At 41.2% G+C, this 17637-nt stretch carries 10 protein-coding genes; 5 read left to right on the forward strand and 5 right to left on the reverse strand.

Features of this window, described 5'->3' with window-relative positions; translation table 11 throughout:
* Positions 1 to 195 precede the first annotated feature (195 nt).
* Positions 196 to 1035, forward strand: a complete 840-nt coding sequence (locus tag KSX81_RS12695) for a helix-turn-helix domain-containing protein (RefSeq protein WP_115483927.1) — start codon at positions 196 to 198, stop codon at positions 1033 to 1035.
* Between the two features lie 646 nt (positions 1036 to 1681).
* Here KSX81_RS12695 and KSX81_RS12700 read toward each other — a convergent pair.
* The 4 genes from KSX81_RS12700 to KSX81_RS12715 all read right to left on the reverse strand — a co-directional run bounded on the left by KSX81_RS12700 (position 1682) and on the right by KSX81_RS12715 (position 6276).
* Complete coding sequence (locus KSX81_RS12700) at positions 1682 to 2437, reverse strand: succinate dehydrogenase/fumarate reductase iron-sulfur subunit (protein WP_004298485.1); 756 nt, start codon at positions 2435 to 2437, stop codon at positions 1682 to 1684.
* Between the two features lie 36 nt (positions 2438 to 2473).
* Positions 2474 to 4453, reverse strand: a complete 1980-nt coding sequence (locus KSX81_RS12705) for a fumarate reductase/succinate dehydrogenase flavoprotein subunit (protein WP_004298483.1) — start codon at positions 4451 to 4453, stop codon at positions 2474 to 2476.
* A 37-nt stretch (positions 4454 to 4490) separates the two neighbouring features.
* Positions 4491 to 5195 (reverse strand): succinate dehydrogenase/fumarate reductase cytochrome b subunit, encoded by a 705-nt coding sequence (locus KSX81_RS12710; protein WP_004298481.1) that lies wholly within the window; start codon positions 5193 to 5195, stop codon positions 4491 to 4493.
* A 211-nt stretch (positions 5196 to 5406) separates the two neighbouring features.
* A complete protein-coding gene (locus KSX81_RS12715; protein ID WP_004298479.1) occupies positions 5407 to 6276 on the reverse strand; it encodes a helix-turn-helix domain-containing protein in 870 nt (289 codons plus the stop codon).
* Positions 6277 to 6549: 273 nt separating this feature from the next.
* On the opposite strand from KSX81_RS12715, the gene KSX81_RS12720 reads away from it, so the two are divergent.
* On the forward strand, positions 6550 to 7512 hold the full coding sequence (locus tag KSX81_RS12720; protein WP_115483928.1) for a glycoside hydrolase family 18 protein: 963 nt from the start codon (positions 6550 to 6552) through the stop codon (positions 7510 to 7512).
* A 117-nt stretch (positions 7513 to 7629) separates the two neighbouring features.
* On the opposite strand, the gene KSX81_RS12725 is transcribed toward KSX81_RS12720, so the two are convergent.
* Complete coding sequence (locus KSX81_RS12725) at positions 7630 to 11748, reverse strand: hybrid sensor histidine kinase/response regulator transcription factor (protein WP_115483929.1); 4119 nt, start codon at positions 11746 to 11748, stop codon at positions 7630 to 7632.
* Positions 11749 to 11938: 190 nt separating this feature from the next.
* On the opposite strand from KSX81_RS12725, the gene KSX81_RS12730 reads away from it, so the two are divergent.
* The 3 genes from KSX81_RS12730 to KSX81_RS12740 are packed head-to-tail and all read left to right on the forward strand — an operon-like array spanning position 11939 to position 17623.
* Positions 11939 to 15070, forward strand: a complete 3132-nt coding sequence (locus tag KSX81_RS12730; RefSeq protein ID WP_217725462.1) for a SusC/RagA family TonB-linked outer membrane protein — start codon at positions 11939 to 11941, stop codon at positions 15068 to 15070.
* A gap of 14 nt (positions 15071 to 15084) precedes the next feature.
* Complete coding sequence (locus KSX81_RS12735; protein ID WP_217725463.1) at positions 15085 to 16935, forward strand: RagB/SusD family nutrient uptake outer membrane protein; 1851 nt, start codon at positions 15085 to 15087, stop codon at positions 16933 to 16935.
* 13 nt (positions 16936 to 16948) lie between these two features.
* Entirely contained in the window at positions 16949 to 17623 is a 675-nt protein-coding gene (locus tag KSX81_RS12740) for a DUF3823 domain-containing protein (RefSeq protein WP_004298466.1), read from the forward strand.
* The last annotated feature ends 14 nt before the right edge of the window (positions 17624 to 17637 follow it).

A 17637-nucleotide genomic window follows, 5' to 3' on the forward strand; every position in this document is an offset into this window, starting at 1 on the left:
GATAGAAAATATAGCCTAGTTTCTCCAGAAAAAGACTGGGAATTTTAATTCTATATGTTACTTACATTTTTGTAGTGGATACCTTTTTTCTCTTACCTAACCTCTTTTTCACTTTTCTCTCTTTTTTTATGGCAATATGAAAACTTTCATATACTTTTGTTGCTAACGTAAAATAAGTGCAAACACAGCAAACGTATGTCATCTATTTGTCAAGGAACCTGGGATTGTCAAATATGTCCAAAAGCGGTGAGTAATGCCATTACTCATGTGATTTATCAGCGTGGTTTTCATAAACCGGCTCAAAAGTGTGAAGAAAATCTTATCCTTTTTTTGATGAAGGGAGAAATACTGGTCAATAGTAAGGAATATGCGGGGACAATGCTTAAGGAAGGTGAATTTATCCTTCAGGCTATTGGTTCTATGTTTGAGATGCTTGCTATGACTGAATGTGAGTGTATTTATTATCGTTTTATCCAGCCCGAACTGTTTTGTGATTTCCGTTTCAATCATATCATGAAGGAGGTATCTCCTCCACTTATTTATACTCCACTTAAAATAATACCTGAACTGCAATATTTCCTCAATGGGTCTATTACTTATTTGAAAGGAGATAAAGTCTGTCGGGATTTGCTATCTCTGAAACGAAAAGAATTGGCGTTTGTATTGGGATACTATTATTCCGATTATGATCTTTCGAGCTTGGTGCATCCACTCTCTAAATATGTAAACAGTTTCCAATACTTCGTTATTCAAAACTATAAGAAAGTAAAGACAGTGGAAGAACTGGCACAATTGGGTGGATATACTCTTAGTACATTCCGTCGTATCTTCAATAACGTCTTTCATGAACCTGTTTATGAATGGATGCTGGCGAGACGTAAAGAGGGCATTCTGGACGACTTGAACAACTCTGAATATAGCATCTCGGAGATATGCTATAAATATGGTTTTGAATCTTTACCCCATTTTTCTAATTTCTGCAAGAAATCTTTTGGTGCCTCTCCACGTAATTTACGTAGGCAAGACATTTCATAAATGCAACTATGTAAGATAACTGCGGTTCACCGGTTTCATCCAATTCTCTAAATGCCGATGAATAAGGTAACAGCGGGTGAAAGCAAGGGAGAAATTCAGGTGAAACTGAACCTTCCCGGTTTCACCTATTGAGTTTATTCATACCGACTGTTGGACATATAGATCCAAAGTGTTGGATATATAGCTTCAAGGTGTTGGATATATAGCTCCAAGATGCTGGATATATAGATGCAACAACTCAAGTATTAACACATGAGAACTAAGGTGTTAAGACCTGTCGGCCAAAGTATTACATCCGCACAGTTCACTCATTAACACCTGAAAGCGGATTTGCTATAAGCATATCCGGATTAGCTATAATGATAATTGTTTTAGCTCAAGGGATATTTTAATAAGACAGGTGAAAGCGGTAACGAATGATTTTACCTTATTTCAATCCTCGCTTTCACCCGTAATTCTCTCATTCATAACAGTTCTGGCTATAAGGTGAAATCGGTGAAACTTATGAATTAAAAGTTCATGTTACTGATCCGTATTAATAATAATTGTGATCTACTCATACATAAAGAAATCCCCTGTCGGACTAGCCGGCAGGGGATTCTGTCATTAATCAAATTAAGCTCTCGCTATTGAAATCTAGCAATTTCTAGTCTTTTAATTTTGCGATGATGAAGTCGCGGTTCAAGCGAGCGATGTTGCTGATAGAAATATTTTTCGGACATTCAGCTTCACAAGCACGAGTGTTTGTACAGTTACCGAATCCCAGTTCATCCATCTTTGACAACATAGCTTTTGCACGACGCAAAGCTTCCGGTTTACCTTGCGGCAGCAAGTTCAACTGGCTGACTTTTGCAGAAACGAACAACATAGCAGAACCATTCTTACATGCAGCTACACAAGCACCGCAACCGATACAAGAAGCAGCATCCATAGCTTCGTCAGCGATAGGTTTCGCGATCAGGATAGCGTTAGCATCCTGCGGAGCACCTGTGCGTACGCTTACATAACCACCAGCTTGCATAATCTTGTCGTATGCAGTACGGTCTACCATCAAGTCTTTGATGACAGGGAAACCAGCCGAACGCCAAGGTTCAACAGTGATGGTATCACCGTCGTTGAAACGACGCATATAGATCTGGCAAGTAGTAGCACCTGTTGCAGGACCGTGCGGGTGTCCGTTGATGTAAAGAGAACACATACCGCAGATACCTTCGCGGCAGTCATGATCGAATACTACCGGTTCTTTTCTTTCGCTGATGAGCTGTTCGTTCAGAATATCCAGCATTTCGAGGAAGGAAGTATCACCGGGGATATCTTTCATTTGGTAGGTTTCAAAAGCACCTTTAGCTTTCGGACCAGCTTGGCGCCATACCTTCAGTGTAAATGATATATTTTTATCCATTTTCTTCTAATTCTTTTAAATGTTTAACTTCACCGATTAGCTCTTGTAGTTACGAGTCTGAACCTTGATAGCTTCGTATACCAGCGGTTCTTTGTGCAATACCGGAGCCTTTTCATCATCACCTTGATATTCCCAGCATGCTACATAGAAGAAGTTTTCGTCATCACGTTTTGCTTCTCCTTCTTCAGTCTGGTATTCTTCACGGAAGTGACCACCACAACTTTCGTTACGGTTCAATGCATCGTAAGCAACAAGCTCACCCATAGTGATGAAGTCGTACAGACGGATTGCTTTGTCAAGCTCTACGTTCATACCTTCCTTAGAACCGGGGATAAACAAGTTCGTTTCGAATTCCTTGCGGATTTCTTTCAGTTCGGCGATACCTTTCTTCAGGCCTTCTGCCGTACGTCCCATACCTACATATTCCCACATGACATGACCCAGTTTCTTGTGGATAGAATCAACAGATTCTTTACCCTGGATGCTCATGAACTTGTCGATCTTAGCTTGAACTGCTTTTTCAGCTTCAGCAAATTCAGGAAGATCGGTAGAGAAACGAGGAACAGTGATCTGGTCTGCCAGATAGTTTTGGATAGTGTAAGGCAATACGAAGTAACCGTCAGCCAAACCTTGCATCAATGCAGAAGCACCGAGGCGGTTTGCACCGTGGTCGGAGAAGTTACATTCACCGATAGCGAACAGACCCTTGATAGTGGTTTGCAGTTCGTAGTCTACCCAGATACCACCCATTGTATAGTGGATAGCCGGATAAATCATCATCGGGTTATAATATTTCACACCACTGATTTCTTTAGCCAGTTCGCCCGGATTAACGTCAGTGATTTCTTCGTACATATCGAAGAGGTTACCATAACGTTGAAGAACAACGTCGATACCCAAACGGTTGATAGCTTCAGAGAAGTCGAGGAATACGGCCAAACCTGTGTTGTTTACACCGAAACCAGCGTCGCAACGTTCTTTAGCGGCACGGCTGGCAACGTCACGCGGAACCAGGTTACCGAATGCCGGATAGCGGCGTTCCAAGTAATAGTCGCGGTCTTCTTCAGGAATATCACTTCCTTTGATTTCGCCTTTCTGAAGTTTCACAGCATCTTCTTTTTTCTTCGGAACCCAGATACGACCGTCGTTACGGAGAGATTCAGACATCAAAGTCAGCTTAGACTGCTTGTCGCCATGTACCGGAATACAAGTCGGGTGAATCTGAACGTAAGCAGGGTTAGCGAATACAGCACCCTTGCGGTAGCAAGAGATAGCAGCTGTACAGTTACAACCCATAGCGTTAGTAGACAGGAAGTAAGCGTTACCATAGCCACCAGTAGCGATTACTACAGCGTGAGCAGCGAAACGTTCCAATTCGCCTGTTACAAGATTTTTTGCGATGATACCGCGGGCACGTCCGTCAACGATGACAACATCCTGCATTTCATAGCGGGTATACAGTTTAACAGTACCTACGTTTACCTGACGGCTCAATGCAGAGTAAGCACCCAGCAGCAACTGCTGACCAGTCTGGCCTTTAGCGTAGAAAGTACGGGATACCTGTGCGCCACCGAAAGAACGGTTGTCCAGTGTACCACCGTATTCGCGAGCGAAAGGAACACCTTGTGCTACACATTGGTCGATGATAGCGTTAGACACTTCAGCCAAACGATATACGTTTGCTTCACGGGCACGATAGTCGCCACCTTTTACAGTATCGTAGAACAGACGGTAAACCGAGTCACCATCATTTTGATAGTTCTTTGCAGCGTTGATACCACCCTGTGCAGCGATAGAGTGTGCACGACGGGGAGAATCCTGAATACAGAAATTGAATACTCTGAAACCCATTTCACCAAGTGAAGCAGCGGCAGAAGCACCTGCCAGACCCGTACCCACAACGATGATGTCCAAACGACGTTTATTAGCGGGGTTCACCAATTTCTGGTGAGCTTTATAGTTGGTCCATTTCTCAGCCACCGGGCCTTCTGGAATTTTTGAATCTATCTTGATCATAATATTATTTACAATTTAATCATTTACAATTTACTATTTAGCAAGCACCGCCACAAATCAGTGTTTTCACGAAGAATACCACTACTACCAGTGCGAAACCGAGTACAACAATCGTAGAATAGATGTTAGAAATGCATTTCCAACGATTGATCCATACTTTGTTGTTCCATCCCAGTGATTGCATAGAGCTCCAGAAACCGTGAGTCAGGTGGAACCACAAAGCAAACAGCCAAACGAGGTAAAGAACTACGTAAACCGGGCTAGAGAAAGTCTGCTGGATGTGATAAGCACCGTTAGCGGCATAAGCCAGCGTCAGTGTATCAGCGTGCATGCCCATGTTGTGCATCAGTTCCGGCAACTGCATTTTTGCCCAGAAGTTGAAGAGGTGCAAACCAAGACCTACGATAACGATCAGACCCAGCACCAACATGTTTTGAGATGCCCATTCTACAGTTTTTGGTTTGTCAACCACTGCATAGCGTTCGCTACCACGCGCTTTGCGATTCTGCATTGTCAGCCAGAATGCGTAGATGATGTGAATCACAAAAAGAGCGGCTAGTCCTGCGGTAGCCACTAACGCATACCAGTTTGCTCCCAGGAACTCACAAATCATGTTGTAACCATCAGCCGAGATGATTGCAACCAAGTTCATCGCCATGTGAAATGTTAGAAACAGGACAAGGGCGATACCGGTAACGCTCATCACCACTTTCCTTCCTACAGATGAATTACTTAACCACATAAATGATTGAATTTAAATTATTTAATTGTTAGAACTAAAATTTCGACGTTTTACACCTCTTACAGACTGCAAAAATAGGGGAAATAGATTGATTGAGCAAGGAATTAAAGAAATAATTCTTTAATAATGAATCAATGCGCTAATGTATCAATATGCCAGCCAGTATGTACGCATGGTGCAACTGATTGGCACATTCGTAGGATGAGGCTGTTTATTGTACTTTCCCGATTTTCTCACCGCCGGCTGCTTTTTTGCGTAAAGCGCGTGGGGTATCGCCAAAAGAGTCTTTACAGAAGTGTGCGAAATGCGACAGGGAGTCGAATCCGTATCTGTTACAGATTTCAGTGATTCGCATTTTGGTGTGCTGCAGGTCTTCCAGGATTCCTTCCCGTTTCTTTTCCAGTATCCATTCGTATACGGGCACACCATAGAGGTTTTTGAAAAGTCGGCGGAAAGTAGTGGTCGTATATCCTCCCAGATGCGCAAATTCTTCCACGTTCTTCACGTTGCTGTAATTCTGCATGACGAAATAGTGGAAACTTTCCGTATAAGTGCTGATCGGATAGAAGAATGAACCCAGTTGGGGCAGCGGATAGAAGTTGGTAATCAAGAAAACCAGTTCTTTGCATTTTAAGTCGATATACTTGCTGCAAGGGTTTTCTTCAGCGAGGAATTCGGGCATACTGGTGACAAGGTGGTAAAGCCTTTCGCTCATAATCAGTGGAGTGTAGGTCAAAGGAGCTTCCGCCTGTTCCATCATTTCCTTATATCGGTCTTCGCAGAGCAAAGGCAGTTCGTTGAACCAGTAGACAACGTATTCAACATCTGTCAGTGCCAGTATTTCGACCTTGGAGCCAATAGCCTGCAAAACAATTTGTCTCTCGCGTAACGTTATTCCGGGATGCTCTTCGCTATTGATAAGTAATTCGCCCTTTATCATAAAAAGCATACAATTCTGTGTACACTTATCCTTGGGGATATGCTCTCCTTTAGGTAAGTTTCTATATACAAGGATATTCTCAACATTTTTTGGACATCCCGTACAGTTGGTATATTGTATGCAAAATGAATCTCCTGGCATGAGTTTTATGCGTGATTTATTATCTTAACGGAACAAAGATAGGCTTTTTTTGCGGAAAATGGAACTCTTTCTTTTATTTATGTTTTAGTAGAAACCTGCAAATATTATTCTTATCCCTTTGGATGATGTTAGAGAATTCAATATTTATCTGTTTTAAATTTCTGAATAGAAAACTTTATGTTGATTTTTGGAAGTATTATAGTTGTTTTTGAACATCTGTTTGCTTTTGATATGCGTATTTTTGCGATCTAAACGTTTTAATTATCAATCATTATGCTAATGCTAAGAAAAATTGTATTCTTCCTTTTTGTGTTTGTTGGATTATCATTGTTTGCACAACAAGACTATATGGTCAGTTCTTATGTGCGGGGTAATTTTTACAACCGTGGTCGTATTTCTACAGAAAGCTTGCGGGCAAGTGACGACCTTATTTTCTTGAATGTTCATCCTAATAAAGACGGATCATTGTCATTTGAGAATCCACGTGTATTTCAGGGAAAAGGGGTGACCACTTGGGAAGGTTTGATTAAATCGGTTCGTGCAAAAGTAAAAGGTACAAAAGTGAAAATACGTTTGGGAGCTTCCAGTGGCGAATGGAAAGCGATGGTGGCCGATGAGGCCGCTCGTACGACGTTTGCAAAGAACATAAAGACTGTACTGGAAAAGAATAAACTGGATGGCATTGATCTTGATTTTGAGTGGGCAGAAAATGAGAAAGAATATAAAGATTATAGTTTGGCTATTCTGAAGATGCGGGAAGTGTTGGGAAACAAGTATCTTTTCAGTGTATCTCTGCATCCTGTTTGTTATAAGATTAGTAAGGAAGCTATTGAAGCAGTTGATTTTATTTCACTTCAGTGCTATGGTCCTTCACCGGTTCGCTTTCCGATAGAGAAATATTGTTCGGATATACAGATGGTATTGGAGTATGGCATTCCGAAGGAAAAACTGGTGGCAGGAGTTCCTTTCTATGGTGTGACAAAGGATAATTCGAAGAAGACAGAGGCTTATTTCAGTTTTGTACAAGAGGGACTGATTACGGAACCTGCACAAAATGAAGTAATATATAAGGGAGAGAAATATGTGTTTGACGGACAGGACAATATCCGCACTAAGACCCGTTATGCGATGGAGCAAGGACTGAAAGGCATGATGAGTTGGGATTTAGCCACAGATTTGCCGCTGGATGATTCTAAATCATTGCTCAAAGCGATGGTTGAGGAATTAAGAAAATGACCTCCCCTACAGGTCGCAGAGTTTCCTATTGGGAGGTATCAGAAGGGATTTTTCATTATTGTTCTGAATGATAGAGCAACATGAAAGTAAATTCTACTTCTGATACATCTTCCTTTCTCAAGATTGTATAATCTGCTTCAGGTAATCCGAAGGCGAGACGCCAAATTCCTCTTTAAAGCATTGACGGAAATACCCCGTACTGTTCATTCCTACTTTATAGGCGATTTCAGAGATGTTGAACTTCCCTTCAAGCAATAAACGTTCTGCATTCTGCATTTTCACTTTCCGGATATATTCGTTGGTCGATAATCCTGTCAGTGCTTTCATTTTCCGGTAGAGGGTGGAACCGCTCATACACATCTTGTCTGAAAGATAGGTAATATCAATCTTCTCCGAAGAGAGGTTTTCTTCGATTAAAAGGGTGATTTTTTCAATAAATTCATTATCCAGCTTGCTTAGAGCTTCGGCGATTACGATACGTTTTTCTTTTAAATCCGCCTGATTGCCCGGAACGGATTGTGCCTGGAATTGAGCTATCAGTTTCTTTCTTGATTCCAGCAGATTATTGATACGGCTGCGTAGCAGAGAAGCACTGAAAGGCTTTGTCAGATAAGAATCGGCTCCTACCTCGTATCCTTCTTCTTTATCTTGCAGAGAATCTTTGGCTGTCAATAGGATGACAGGGATATGACTGGTCCGTACGTCCTCTTTCAATTTCCGGCAGAGAGTGATACCGTCCATGACAGGCATCATAATATCGCTGACTACAATATCCGGGATACGACTAAGAGCTTGTTGCTTCCCTTCTTCTCCATTGTAGGCTGTGAGTACTTCGAACGAATCTGCGAAGGACTCGGCGATATATTTCTGTATCTCTTCATTGTCTTCTACAATCAACAGGATCGGTTTGCCGGTATCCAGTGTGGTTTCTTGTGGATATTCAAGGCTTGCTTCCTGATTCGTATCTTCTTGAATCGGTTCTGTAGAATCTGCGTGTAAGGCATTGGGATAGATATTATCCGTCAATAGGCTGATATAGAAAGTACTTCCTTCGTTTTGCATACTTTCTGCCCGGATTTCTCCTTCATGCAGGGTGACTAGATTCTTCACCAAAGCCAAGCCAATGCCTGTACCGGATGCCTGATGTTTGCCGCTTTCCTGATAATAACGGTCAAAAATATGTGGCAGGGCTTCAGCAGAAATTCCATATCCCGTGTCACTGACTTTTATCTCCGTATAAGCAACTTCATTGCGCATTGTCTGATACAAACTTAGAGTGACGCGTCCCTGTTCCGTATATTTGATCGCATTGGAAATCAGGTTGTCCAAAACGATGGTAATGATTTCCTTATCAAAGAAAAGGAGCATCTCTTCTTTCTCTATCTGAATCTGGAAATCAATCTTGGTCTTTTGATTTAGTTCTTTGTATTTAAGCCCTATCTCATAGATCAGAGGAGCGATATTGCCTTTGCTGACACACAATTTCTTGTTTTGTGTCTCTGTCTTCCGGAATTCCAGTATTTGATTAATCAAGTTGAGCAACCGTAGTGCACTCTGATGGATGACAGATAACTTCTGGGCTTGTTTTGCCGGAAGTGAGGTCTCTTTTTGCATATCTTCCAGAGGACCGAGGATTAAGGTCAACGGTGTACGTAGCTCATGGGTAATATTGGTATAGAATCGCAGACGTTCCTGATTCAATTCCTGTTCTTGCTCATGGTTTTTCTTTTCCAGCGTATAGAGGCTTTCCAAATCCAGCTTCTTTTTATATGCATGCAGGATAAGGTAAATGATGCTGATAGATACCAAAATATAGATAAGCTTTGCCCACCATGTCAACCAAAGAGGGGGATTGACACGGATGGTAAGTGAAGTAGCTTCTTCGGGCCATTCCTGATTATGTACCCTTGCTTTGATGAGGAATTCATATTTTCCCGGAGGAATGTTTCGGAAAGTGACGCTGTTGTTCTCATTGACGGTGTACCATGAGTTTTCAAGCCCTTTCAGCATATAAACATATTCCACTTGGTTGACTAGTGAGTAGTTTTGTACGTTAAATGTAAGTCCAAAGCTATTTTGCGCATGACTTAGTTCTACATTCTGTCCTTTGGATAAATTGATAATCATGTCATTGTTTTCCAGGTTGCTCAATCGTCCGAGTATTTTCATTTCCGTAATAACTGCTGCCGGAGCTGGTTGTTCGTTCATGGTGATATCGGGATTGAAACAGCATACTCCATTGATAGAACCGAAATAAATCCATCCGTTCTTGTTTTGTGTAACACAACTGCTTGAGAAACTTCCTGCCGGTACATCATCAGAGTGACTATAATTGTAAAAACAGTCTTTGCTTGTAACATAACAGCTGATACCTTTGTTGTTACTAAACCAGATATTTCCTTTTTTGTCTTCTGCTATAGCGCAGATATTTGTATTGATCAGGCCGTCTTTCCGTTGATAAGTCTTATAATTCAGTTCATCGGTAGACAGGAAACAAACCAATCCCTCTCCTGTTCCTATCCACATTCTTTTTTGTTTATCTTGTATGATCTGGTTGACAGTATTGGAACAGAAACCATCCCTTTGAGTGAACGTTTTGATTTTTTGTAAGTCCGGGGTGTATATACCAAGTCCGTCTCCGAAAGTCCCAATCCAGAAACGCCCTTTCTCATCTTGAGCTATGGAGCGTATAAAGTCACTTTGTAGTTCGCTGTTTTCTGTATTGTAATGTCGGATAATCTCCATTGTAAGAGGGTTCAATATAACAATCCCTCCACTGTATCCTACCCAAATGTTGTGCTGGGTGTCTTCATAGATCGTACGGACATCCAGATTAGATTGCCCCATAAGAGAGATGGAACGGAATTTTTTATTCCGGTTATCATAATAGCTGATTCCCCCTTGGTAGGAACCAAACCATAAATTACCTTTTGAATCCTGCAAAGAGGCTAATATAAAATTCGAAGGAATATTTCCACTCTCTTTTTTATAGATAGCGATACGTTTCTCTCCTTCAAATACATTGATTCCTCCACCATCTGTTCCGATCCAAACCCGTCCTTGTCTGTCCATACAGAGGCTACTGGCTACTTTGTTGTTCAAACCGTTCTCATTGTTTGGAATAGGGGAATAGCTCAATGTGGTGAACAAAGGTGGTTTACTGCTGATAAAGTTGATTCCTCCTCCCCATGTCCCTATCCAGATATTATCAAAAGAATCCTGGAATATGCATCGGGCACTTGCATTAGAAAGACTTCGGCTATCAGCACCCTCCTGTATATATTCAAGAGAAATCTCCTCTGGCGAAAGGAACATACTTTGTTTAAGGTTTAATATGGCAATGCCATTGAGTTCTGAAGCAATCCAAAGCCTATTATCTTTCAGTTGGCGGATGGATAATATACGGCTGCATAAAGTAGCATACTTGTCATTCTTGTTGTTTTTGAACGTTATGAAGTTTTCATTAGCAGCATCATATAGAGCCAATCCGTTATTTGTACCTAACCAGATATTTCCATTTACATCTTTTATAATACAAAACACATCATTACCGGGCAAACTCATTGGGTTTCCGGCTTCGTTCCGGAAGTTTTTTACGCTCTTGTCTTTTGGAGAAAAAATACTGAACCCGCTTCCGACATGCCCGATATACAAATTTCCATCACCTCCGTCCAATACTGTCCATGTCTGGTCGCAAGGTAGACCGGGAACTGTACTTTTATTATAATGAGTGAATTGTCCGCTGGTGATATCAAGGTATTCTATACCTCTATAATAGGTACTAATCCATAAACCATCATCATGTTGAGTGGAAGGAGAAATGTCTGTTACGTCATTCGTAATCAGACTATGTGGATTTTCCGGGTTATGTTGATAAGCGGTAAATGTTTGCTCATTATAATTGTATGCATTTAGTCCGTCTCGTTGAGTGGCTATCCAAATAATAGGACGTTTGGTGTCTGCATACACCCGGTTAAGCTCGTTGCCGGTAATTCCCTGATTATTCTGTGCTAAATCATTTTTATAGTAAGTAGTAAAGCGGGTACCGTCAAACTTATTAAGTCCTTCTTCTGTGGCAAACCATAAGAATCCTTGTTTATCTTGTGTAATGCTGACTACATAATTATTTGATAATCCTTGCTCTATCCCCAATCTTTTTACAGAATGAGACTGGGCTATCAATTGAAAAGTTGATAACAAGAATAAAAATAGAATAGAAGCAATGTGTTTTTTCATAACTTGTGCTTATTTGTTTCAATTACAAGTCCAAAAATAGGAATAAATATTTTATTTAGAGTATGTAAATCGTTCATTGCATGATTTGTGTAGCTCTTCTGCATGATTTTTGTTTATTCAGTCTATATCAATGACGTATATTTGTGTTCGAAAAAACAACAAAAAATGTTTAATCTTTAAATTCTAATTTATGAGGTATTTAAGAATCTTATGCATATGTATCATACAGCTGTTTCTGTCTGCTGTTGCATTTGCACAAACACAAGTTACAGGACATGTAGCTGATGTAAGGGGAGAGGATATCATTGGTGCCAATGTAACTGTAAAGGGAACTTCTAATGGGACAATTACAGACATCGATGGTAATTTTACAATCAATGTAGATGATAAGAATGGAACACTGGCAGTCTCATTTATTGGTTATAAGACTAAAGAAGTGAAGATTGGCGAAAAGGCACGTCTTCAGATTGTTCTTGAAGAAGATACCGAAACTTTGGATGAAGTTGTAGTGGTAGGTTATGGTACACAAACCAAGAAAAGTTTGACCGGAGCAATCAGTGATGTCAAGTCTGATGCGTTGACACGTTCTGTTTCTACCACCACTGCCGGAGCGTTGTCCGGTAAAATAGCAGGTGTGTCTACACGTGCTGTGGATGCCCGTCCGGGTAGGGGAATTAATCTCGAAATTCGTAATATGGGTAGTCCGTTGTTTGTAATTGACGGTATTCCTTACGGAGGTATGAATAGTCGTGACTGGTTGCAGGCATCGGATGTTTCCGGTAGTGATGTCTTTAATGCTCTAAACATTGAAGATATTGAAAGTATCACAGTTTTGAAGGATGCTTCTGCTGCTATCTACGGTTTGCGTGCATCAAATGGTGTGGTTTTGGTAACCACCAAGAAAGGTAAAAAGAATGATAAGGTAAGTATCAATGTAAATGGATATTATGGCTGGCAAAACCTGACCCGTTTCCCGAAACTGGCAAATGCAGGACAATATGTAAGAGGGTTGGCTGAAGCAGCGCAGAACAGAGGCGAAGATCCAAGCAAGCTATATAGCCCCGAAGAACTGGCGAAATGGGAAGCCGGTACGGAACCGGGATATAAGAGTTATGACTATTATGATATGGTGATGAGAAAAAATGTGCCACAGTACCACATTAACGCTAACGTGACGGGTGGTTCTGAAAGGACCAATTACTACCTTTCTGTAGCCCATACCGGACAGGATGCCATGATGCGCGACTTCAAATACGAACGTACCAACCTTCAGTTGAATATTGATACAAAGATTACAGATCGTTTTACGATCGGTGCACAGATCAGCGGTAAATACGAAAAGACCGAAGATGTAGGTTTGCCTGGCGGTGATGGATATTATTCGGCTATTTTGTCTATGTTCAAAATGCAACCGATTGAAAGTCCTTATGCTAATGATAATCCGGAGTATATCAATAATGTACATGAGAATGGTTACAATCCGGCAGCTTTCAGCCGTGATATTGCCGGCTATAAAGATAATCTGACTCGTAATGCCAATATCAATGCTTATGCGCAGTATGATTTCTCATTTGGTTTGACTGCAAAGGCTACTTTCTCGTACAATTATACTAACAGTCGTTTTGACGGTTATCAATATGCTTATCAGATTTATACCTACGATAAAGAGAAAGATACTTATAATGGAACTCCTGCCGTAGGACGTTGGAGAAGTCAAATTGACCGTAGCGTTCCTGCGCGTTATATGCAGTTACAATTGAATTATGCCAAACAGATTAAGAACCACAATATTTCGGCTGTTTTGGGTTATGAAGCCTCCGATTACGATTGGACTAAGAAGACTTATGGAACAGAACCTTCTACCGACTATTTGCCGCTATTGCAGTTCGATGAACTTAACAGTTTCGGTGATGAATGGAGTTACGAGGCACGTGCCGGATGGATTGGTCGTATCAATTACGATTTTGCTCACAAATATCTGATTGAATTATTGGCTCGCTATGATGGCTCTTATCTTTATGCAGCGAATAATCGTTGGGGATTCTTCCCGGGTGTATCTATCGGTTGGAGAATCTCGGAAGAGAAATTCTTTGAAAAGTTGAGACCAGTTGTAGATGATTTAAAGATTCGTGCTTCTATCGGTCAGACAGGTACAGAAAAAGATGTAAAGTTGTTCGATTACTTGAGTGGTTATACTTGGAATAATGGTAATGCTGTATTGGATGGCGAGCTGGTTACCGGATTGAACCAAAGAGGATTACCTATTACAAACTTATCCTGGACTAAGAATACGACATCGAATATCGGTTTTGACCTGACCATGTTCAATAATCGTTTGAAGATCACAGCCGATGCTTTCCGTAAGGATATTACTGGTGTGCCGGCTGCCCGCTATGATGTATTGCTTCCGAGCGAAGTAGGCTATTCGTTACCTAATGAAAACTTGAATAAACAAGCTTATATCGGTGCGGAGGGTATGGTTACATGGACCGACCATATCGGTGATTTGAATTATACCGTAAGCGGTAATTTTACTTTCTCACGTTACAAAAGTATTGAGACTTACAAACCACGTTTTAATAACTCCTGGGATGAATATCGCAATTCTGCAGAAGGTCGTTGGGGAGGTATTTATTGGGGATATCAGGTAATCGGCCAGTTCCAGTCGGAAGAAGAAATTCGTAATTATCCGGTAAACCTGGATGGAAATAATAACCGCACCCTGCTTCCTGGTGACTTTATCTATAAAGATGTGAATGGTGATGGCATCATCAATGGTATGGATGAGCGTCCTATCGGTTATCCTGAAGGCTGGGCACCTATCATGTCATTTGGTGGTAATATCGGTTTGCAGTGGAAGGGCATTGACTTGAATATCGACCTTTCCGGTGGTGCTATGCAAGGATGGAGACAGAACTATGAGTTGGCCAATGCATATCATGGCAACGGAAACTCTCCGGTTTATTTGTTGGAAGACCGTTGGCATCGTGCCGACTTGTATGATCCGGATAGTGAATGGATACCGGGACGTTATCCGGCCATCCGTAAAGGTGAATTCAGCTATAACAATAAGAATAGTGACTTTTGGTTGCACAATGTACGCTATCTGCGTATCAAGAACTTGGAAGTGGGTTACAGCTTGCCGGCTCAACTGTTGAGACCGATCCGTGCACAGAAGGTACGTGTTTATGCGAATGTTTCTAACTTGTGTTCGTTCGACAATGTGGGTAAGTTTGGAGTCGATCCTGAAATTACTGCCGCAGCTGCAGTGGTATATCCGCAACAACGTACATTCCTCCTTGGATTTAATATTACATACTAAAAACGAAAGTGATCATGAAAAGCAAATCTATAAAAATACTTCTGATGGGAGCTGCCATCACCTCCATGTTGTCGAGTTGTGGTGACAGTTGGTTCGAAAGAGAACCCAAAAACATTCTTACTAATGAGTTGGTATGGAATGATCCGAACATGATTAAATCGCAGTTGGCCAATCTTTATAATCGTATTCCGCAGTTGCACGGTGATTTCAATACCGGTGGTATGTGTGAAACAGACGATGCGATGTATTGTGGTACATTAGATCAGAATTATCGTAACGAACTGCGTTATGGAAACGACTACGGACGCTGGTGGGATTACGGACTGATACGTGACATCAATATGTCTATTGAGAATATCGATAAGTATGGGACCGATATTTCGGCAGATGAGAAACTTCAGTTCAAAGCAGAGTTCCGTTTTATCCGCGCCTACGTTTATTTTGAGCTTGTAAGACGTATGGGTGGTGTACCATTGATTACAACGACTTTGGAGTATGACTTTAGCGGAGATCCTTCTTATTTACGCAATCCGCGTGCAAAGGAACACGAAATATATGATTTTGTATATAGTGAATGTGAAGCGATTAAGTCGCAATTGGGTAATAAAGGCAGTCAGACTCGTGCCAACTATTACACAGCGTTAGCGTTGGAAAGTCGCGCTATGTTGTATGCCGGTTCTATCGCTAAGTACAACGCGCTGAAAACTCCTAATATTGTGACTTCCGGTGGAGAAGTGGGCATTCCGTCCGATATGGCAGATGATTACTATCGCAAATCATTGACAGCTTCGCAAGAGATTATCACAAAAGGTGGATATGAACTTTATGAGAAGGAGTCAGATAAAGGGGTGAACTTCTACAAGATGCTTATGGACAAGACCCTGAATAAGGAAGCAATTTGGGTGAAAGATTATAAGAATCCTCTGAAGGTGCATAGCTTCGGTTATGATAATGTAGTTCATCATTTAAGAGAGGATAACGACAACTCTTCTTGCATCGACCCGTCACTAGGATTGGTAGAGGCTTTCGATTATCTGGATGGAACTCCGGGAACGTTACATTATAAAAATGGTAATGATTATGTAGTATATGACACTCCAAGCGATATTTTTGCTAATAAGGATGCACGTTTGTATGGTACGATTATCTATCCGGGTTCCAAGTTCAGAAATCAAGATGTGGATATTCAGGCAGGAGTAGCAGTTTGGAACGATAAGACCGGTTCTTATGATTTACTGACAGACTCGAAATTGGGAAGTTTTTATGAAGATAATAAAACTTTTGTCGGGCAGGACGGACCTCAAACCAACAGTCCTAATGTGAGCAACACCGGATTCTACATCCGTAAGTTTATCAGTGAGGCATCCGGTTACACTCTCCGTAACTACGCTGAAAACTGGTGGCCTTGGTTCCGTTTGGGTGAAATCTATTTGAATGCCGCCGAAGCTGCTTTCGAATTGAATGACGAACCGACAGCTTTACCCTACATCAACCGTTTGCGTCAGCGTGCCGGTTTCCCGGCCAACAGCTTAACAAGCCTGACAATAGAAAAGATTCAGAACGAACGTCGTGTGGAACTGGCTTTCGAAGATCACCGTTATTTTGATATGAAACGATGGAGAATAGCTGATATTACCTGGAACGGAAATACTGATAATGATAAAGCTATCGTATATGGTTTATATCCTTATCGTATTGCAGTGGCAAAACCGGGAACACAGGATCAGGACAAGTACATTTTCGTAAAGACCAGATCCGAACGTTTCAAGGTGGCAAGAACCTTCCAGCAGTCCAACTATTATTCATTCATTGCTGATGATGTAATTAATAACAATCCGACGATTGTTAAAAATCCATTCCAATAAAAAATAAGAGATTATGAAAAAGATTATACCTTTCTTTATTATGATATGTTGTTTGTTGGCAGTAAGCAGTTGCAGCTACGACAACTTTGAGGAACCTAAAGCCACATTAACCGGAAAAGCTATTTATGACGGTGAGGCAGTAGGGGTTAGAAGCGGAAGTTCCGAATTTGCTTTGTTTCAGGATGGTTATGCTCTGAAAGGTTCTATTCCGGTGTATATTGCCCAAGATGGAAGTTATTCCGTGTCCCTTTTCAATGGTGATTACAAATTGGTGCGTATGGGCAATGCACCTTGGGAAAGACCTTCTAATGATACGATCTATATTACCGTAAGAGGAAACACAGTGCAGGATATTCCTGTGACGCCGTATTTCTTTGTCAGAAACGTGTCATTTGCCAAAAACGGTAATAAGATTACAGCACGTTTCACCATTAACAAAGTGGTTGCCAATGCCAATATGGAAAATGTAGGTATTTATCTGGGTACAGGTATCCTGACGGATGAGAAGCAGAAAGAAGCAGAGTTGAAGTTGGGTAATACTGTTTCACTCGATCAAGAAAACACAGCTGAAATTGAAATCCCGAGTGGTTTGGTAAACGAATCGTATCTTTACGCCCGTGTGGGAGTCAAATCGGACAAATCATCAGAATATTGCTATAGTCAGTCTATTAAGGTAGCATTGAAATAAATAGTATCAAGAAT

This window comes from Bacteroides sp. MSK.18.37, from assembly GCF_019129155.2.
GTDB lineage: Bacteria > Bacteroidota > Bacteroidia > Bacteroidales > Bacteroidaceae > Bacteroides > Bacteroides ovatus.

What these genes read in the sequence shown, in the direction of transcription:
- KSX81_RS12700 (WP_004298485.1), bottom strand. Translation starts at nt 2,437, where the DNA reads ATGGATAAAAATATATCATTTACACTGAAGGTATGGCGCCAAGCTGGT.
- KSX81_RS12730 (WP_217725462.1), top strand. Translation starts at nt 11,939, where the DNA reads ATGAGGTATTTAAGAATCTTATGCATATGTATCATACAGCTGTTTCTG.
- KSX81_RS12715 (WP_004298479.1), bottom strand. Translation starts at nt 6,276, where the DNA reads ATGCCAGGAGATTCATTTTGCATACAATATACCAACTGTACGGGATGT.
- KSX81_RS12695 (WP_115483927.1), top strand. Translation starts at nt 196, where the DNA reads ATGTCATCTATTTGTCAAGGAACCTGGGATTGTCAAATATGTCCAAAA.
- KSX81_RS12720 (WP_115483928.1), top strand. Translation starts at nt 6,550, where the DNA reads ATGCTAATGCTAAGAAAAATTGTATTCTTCCTTTTTGTGTTTGTTGGA.
- KSX81_RS12740 (WP_004298466.1), top strand. Translation starts at nt 16,949, where the DNA reads ATGAAAAAGATTATACCTTTCTTTATTATGATATGTTGTTTGTTGGCA.
- KSX81_RS12705 (WP_004298483.1), bottom strand. Translation starts at nt 4,453, where the DNA reads ATGATCAAGATAGATTCAAAAATTCCAGAAGGCCCGGTGGCTGAGAAA.
- KSX81_RS12710 (WP_004298481.1), bottom strand. Translation starts at nt 5,195, where the DNA reads ATGTGGTTAAGTAATTCATCTGTAGGAAGGAAAGTGGTGATGAGCGTT.
- KSX81_RS12725 (WP_115483929.1), bottom strand. Translation starts at nt 11,748, where the DNA reads ATGAAAAAACACATTGCTTCTATTCTATTTTTATTCTTGTTATCAACT.
- KSX81_RS12735 (WP_217725463.1), top strand. Translation starts at nt 15,085, where the DNA reads ATGAAAAGCAAATCTATAAAAATACTTCTGATGGGAGCTGCCATCACC.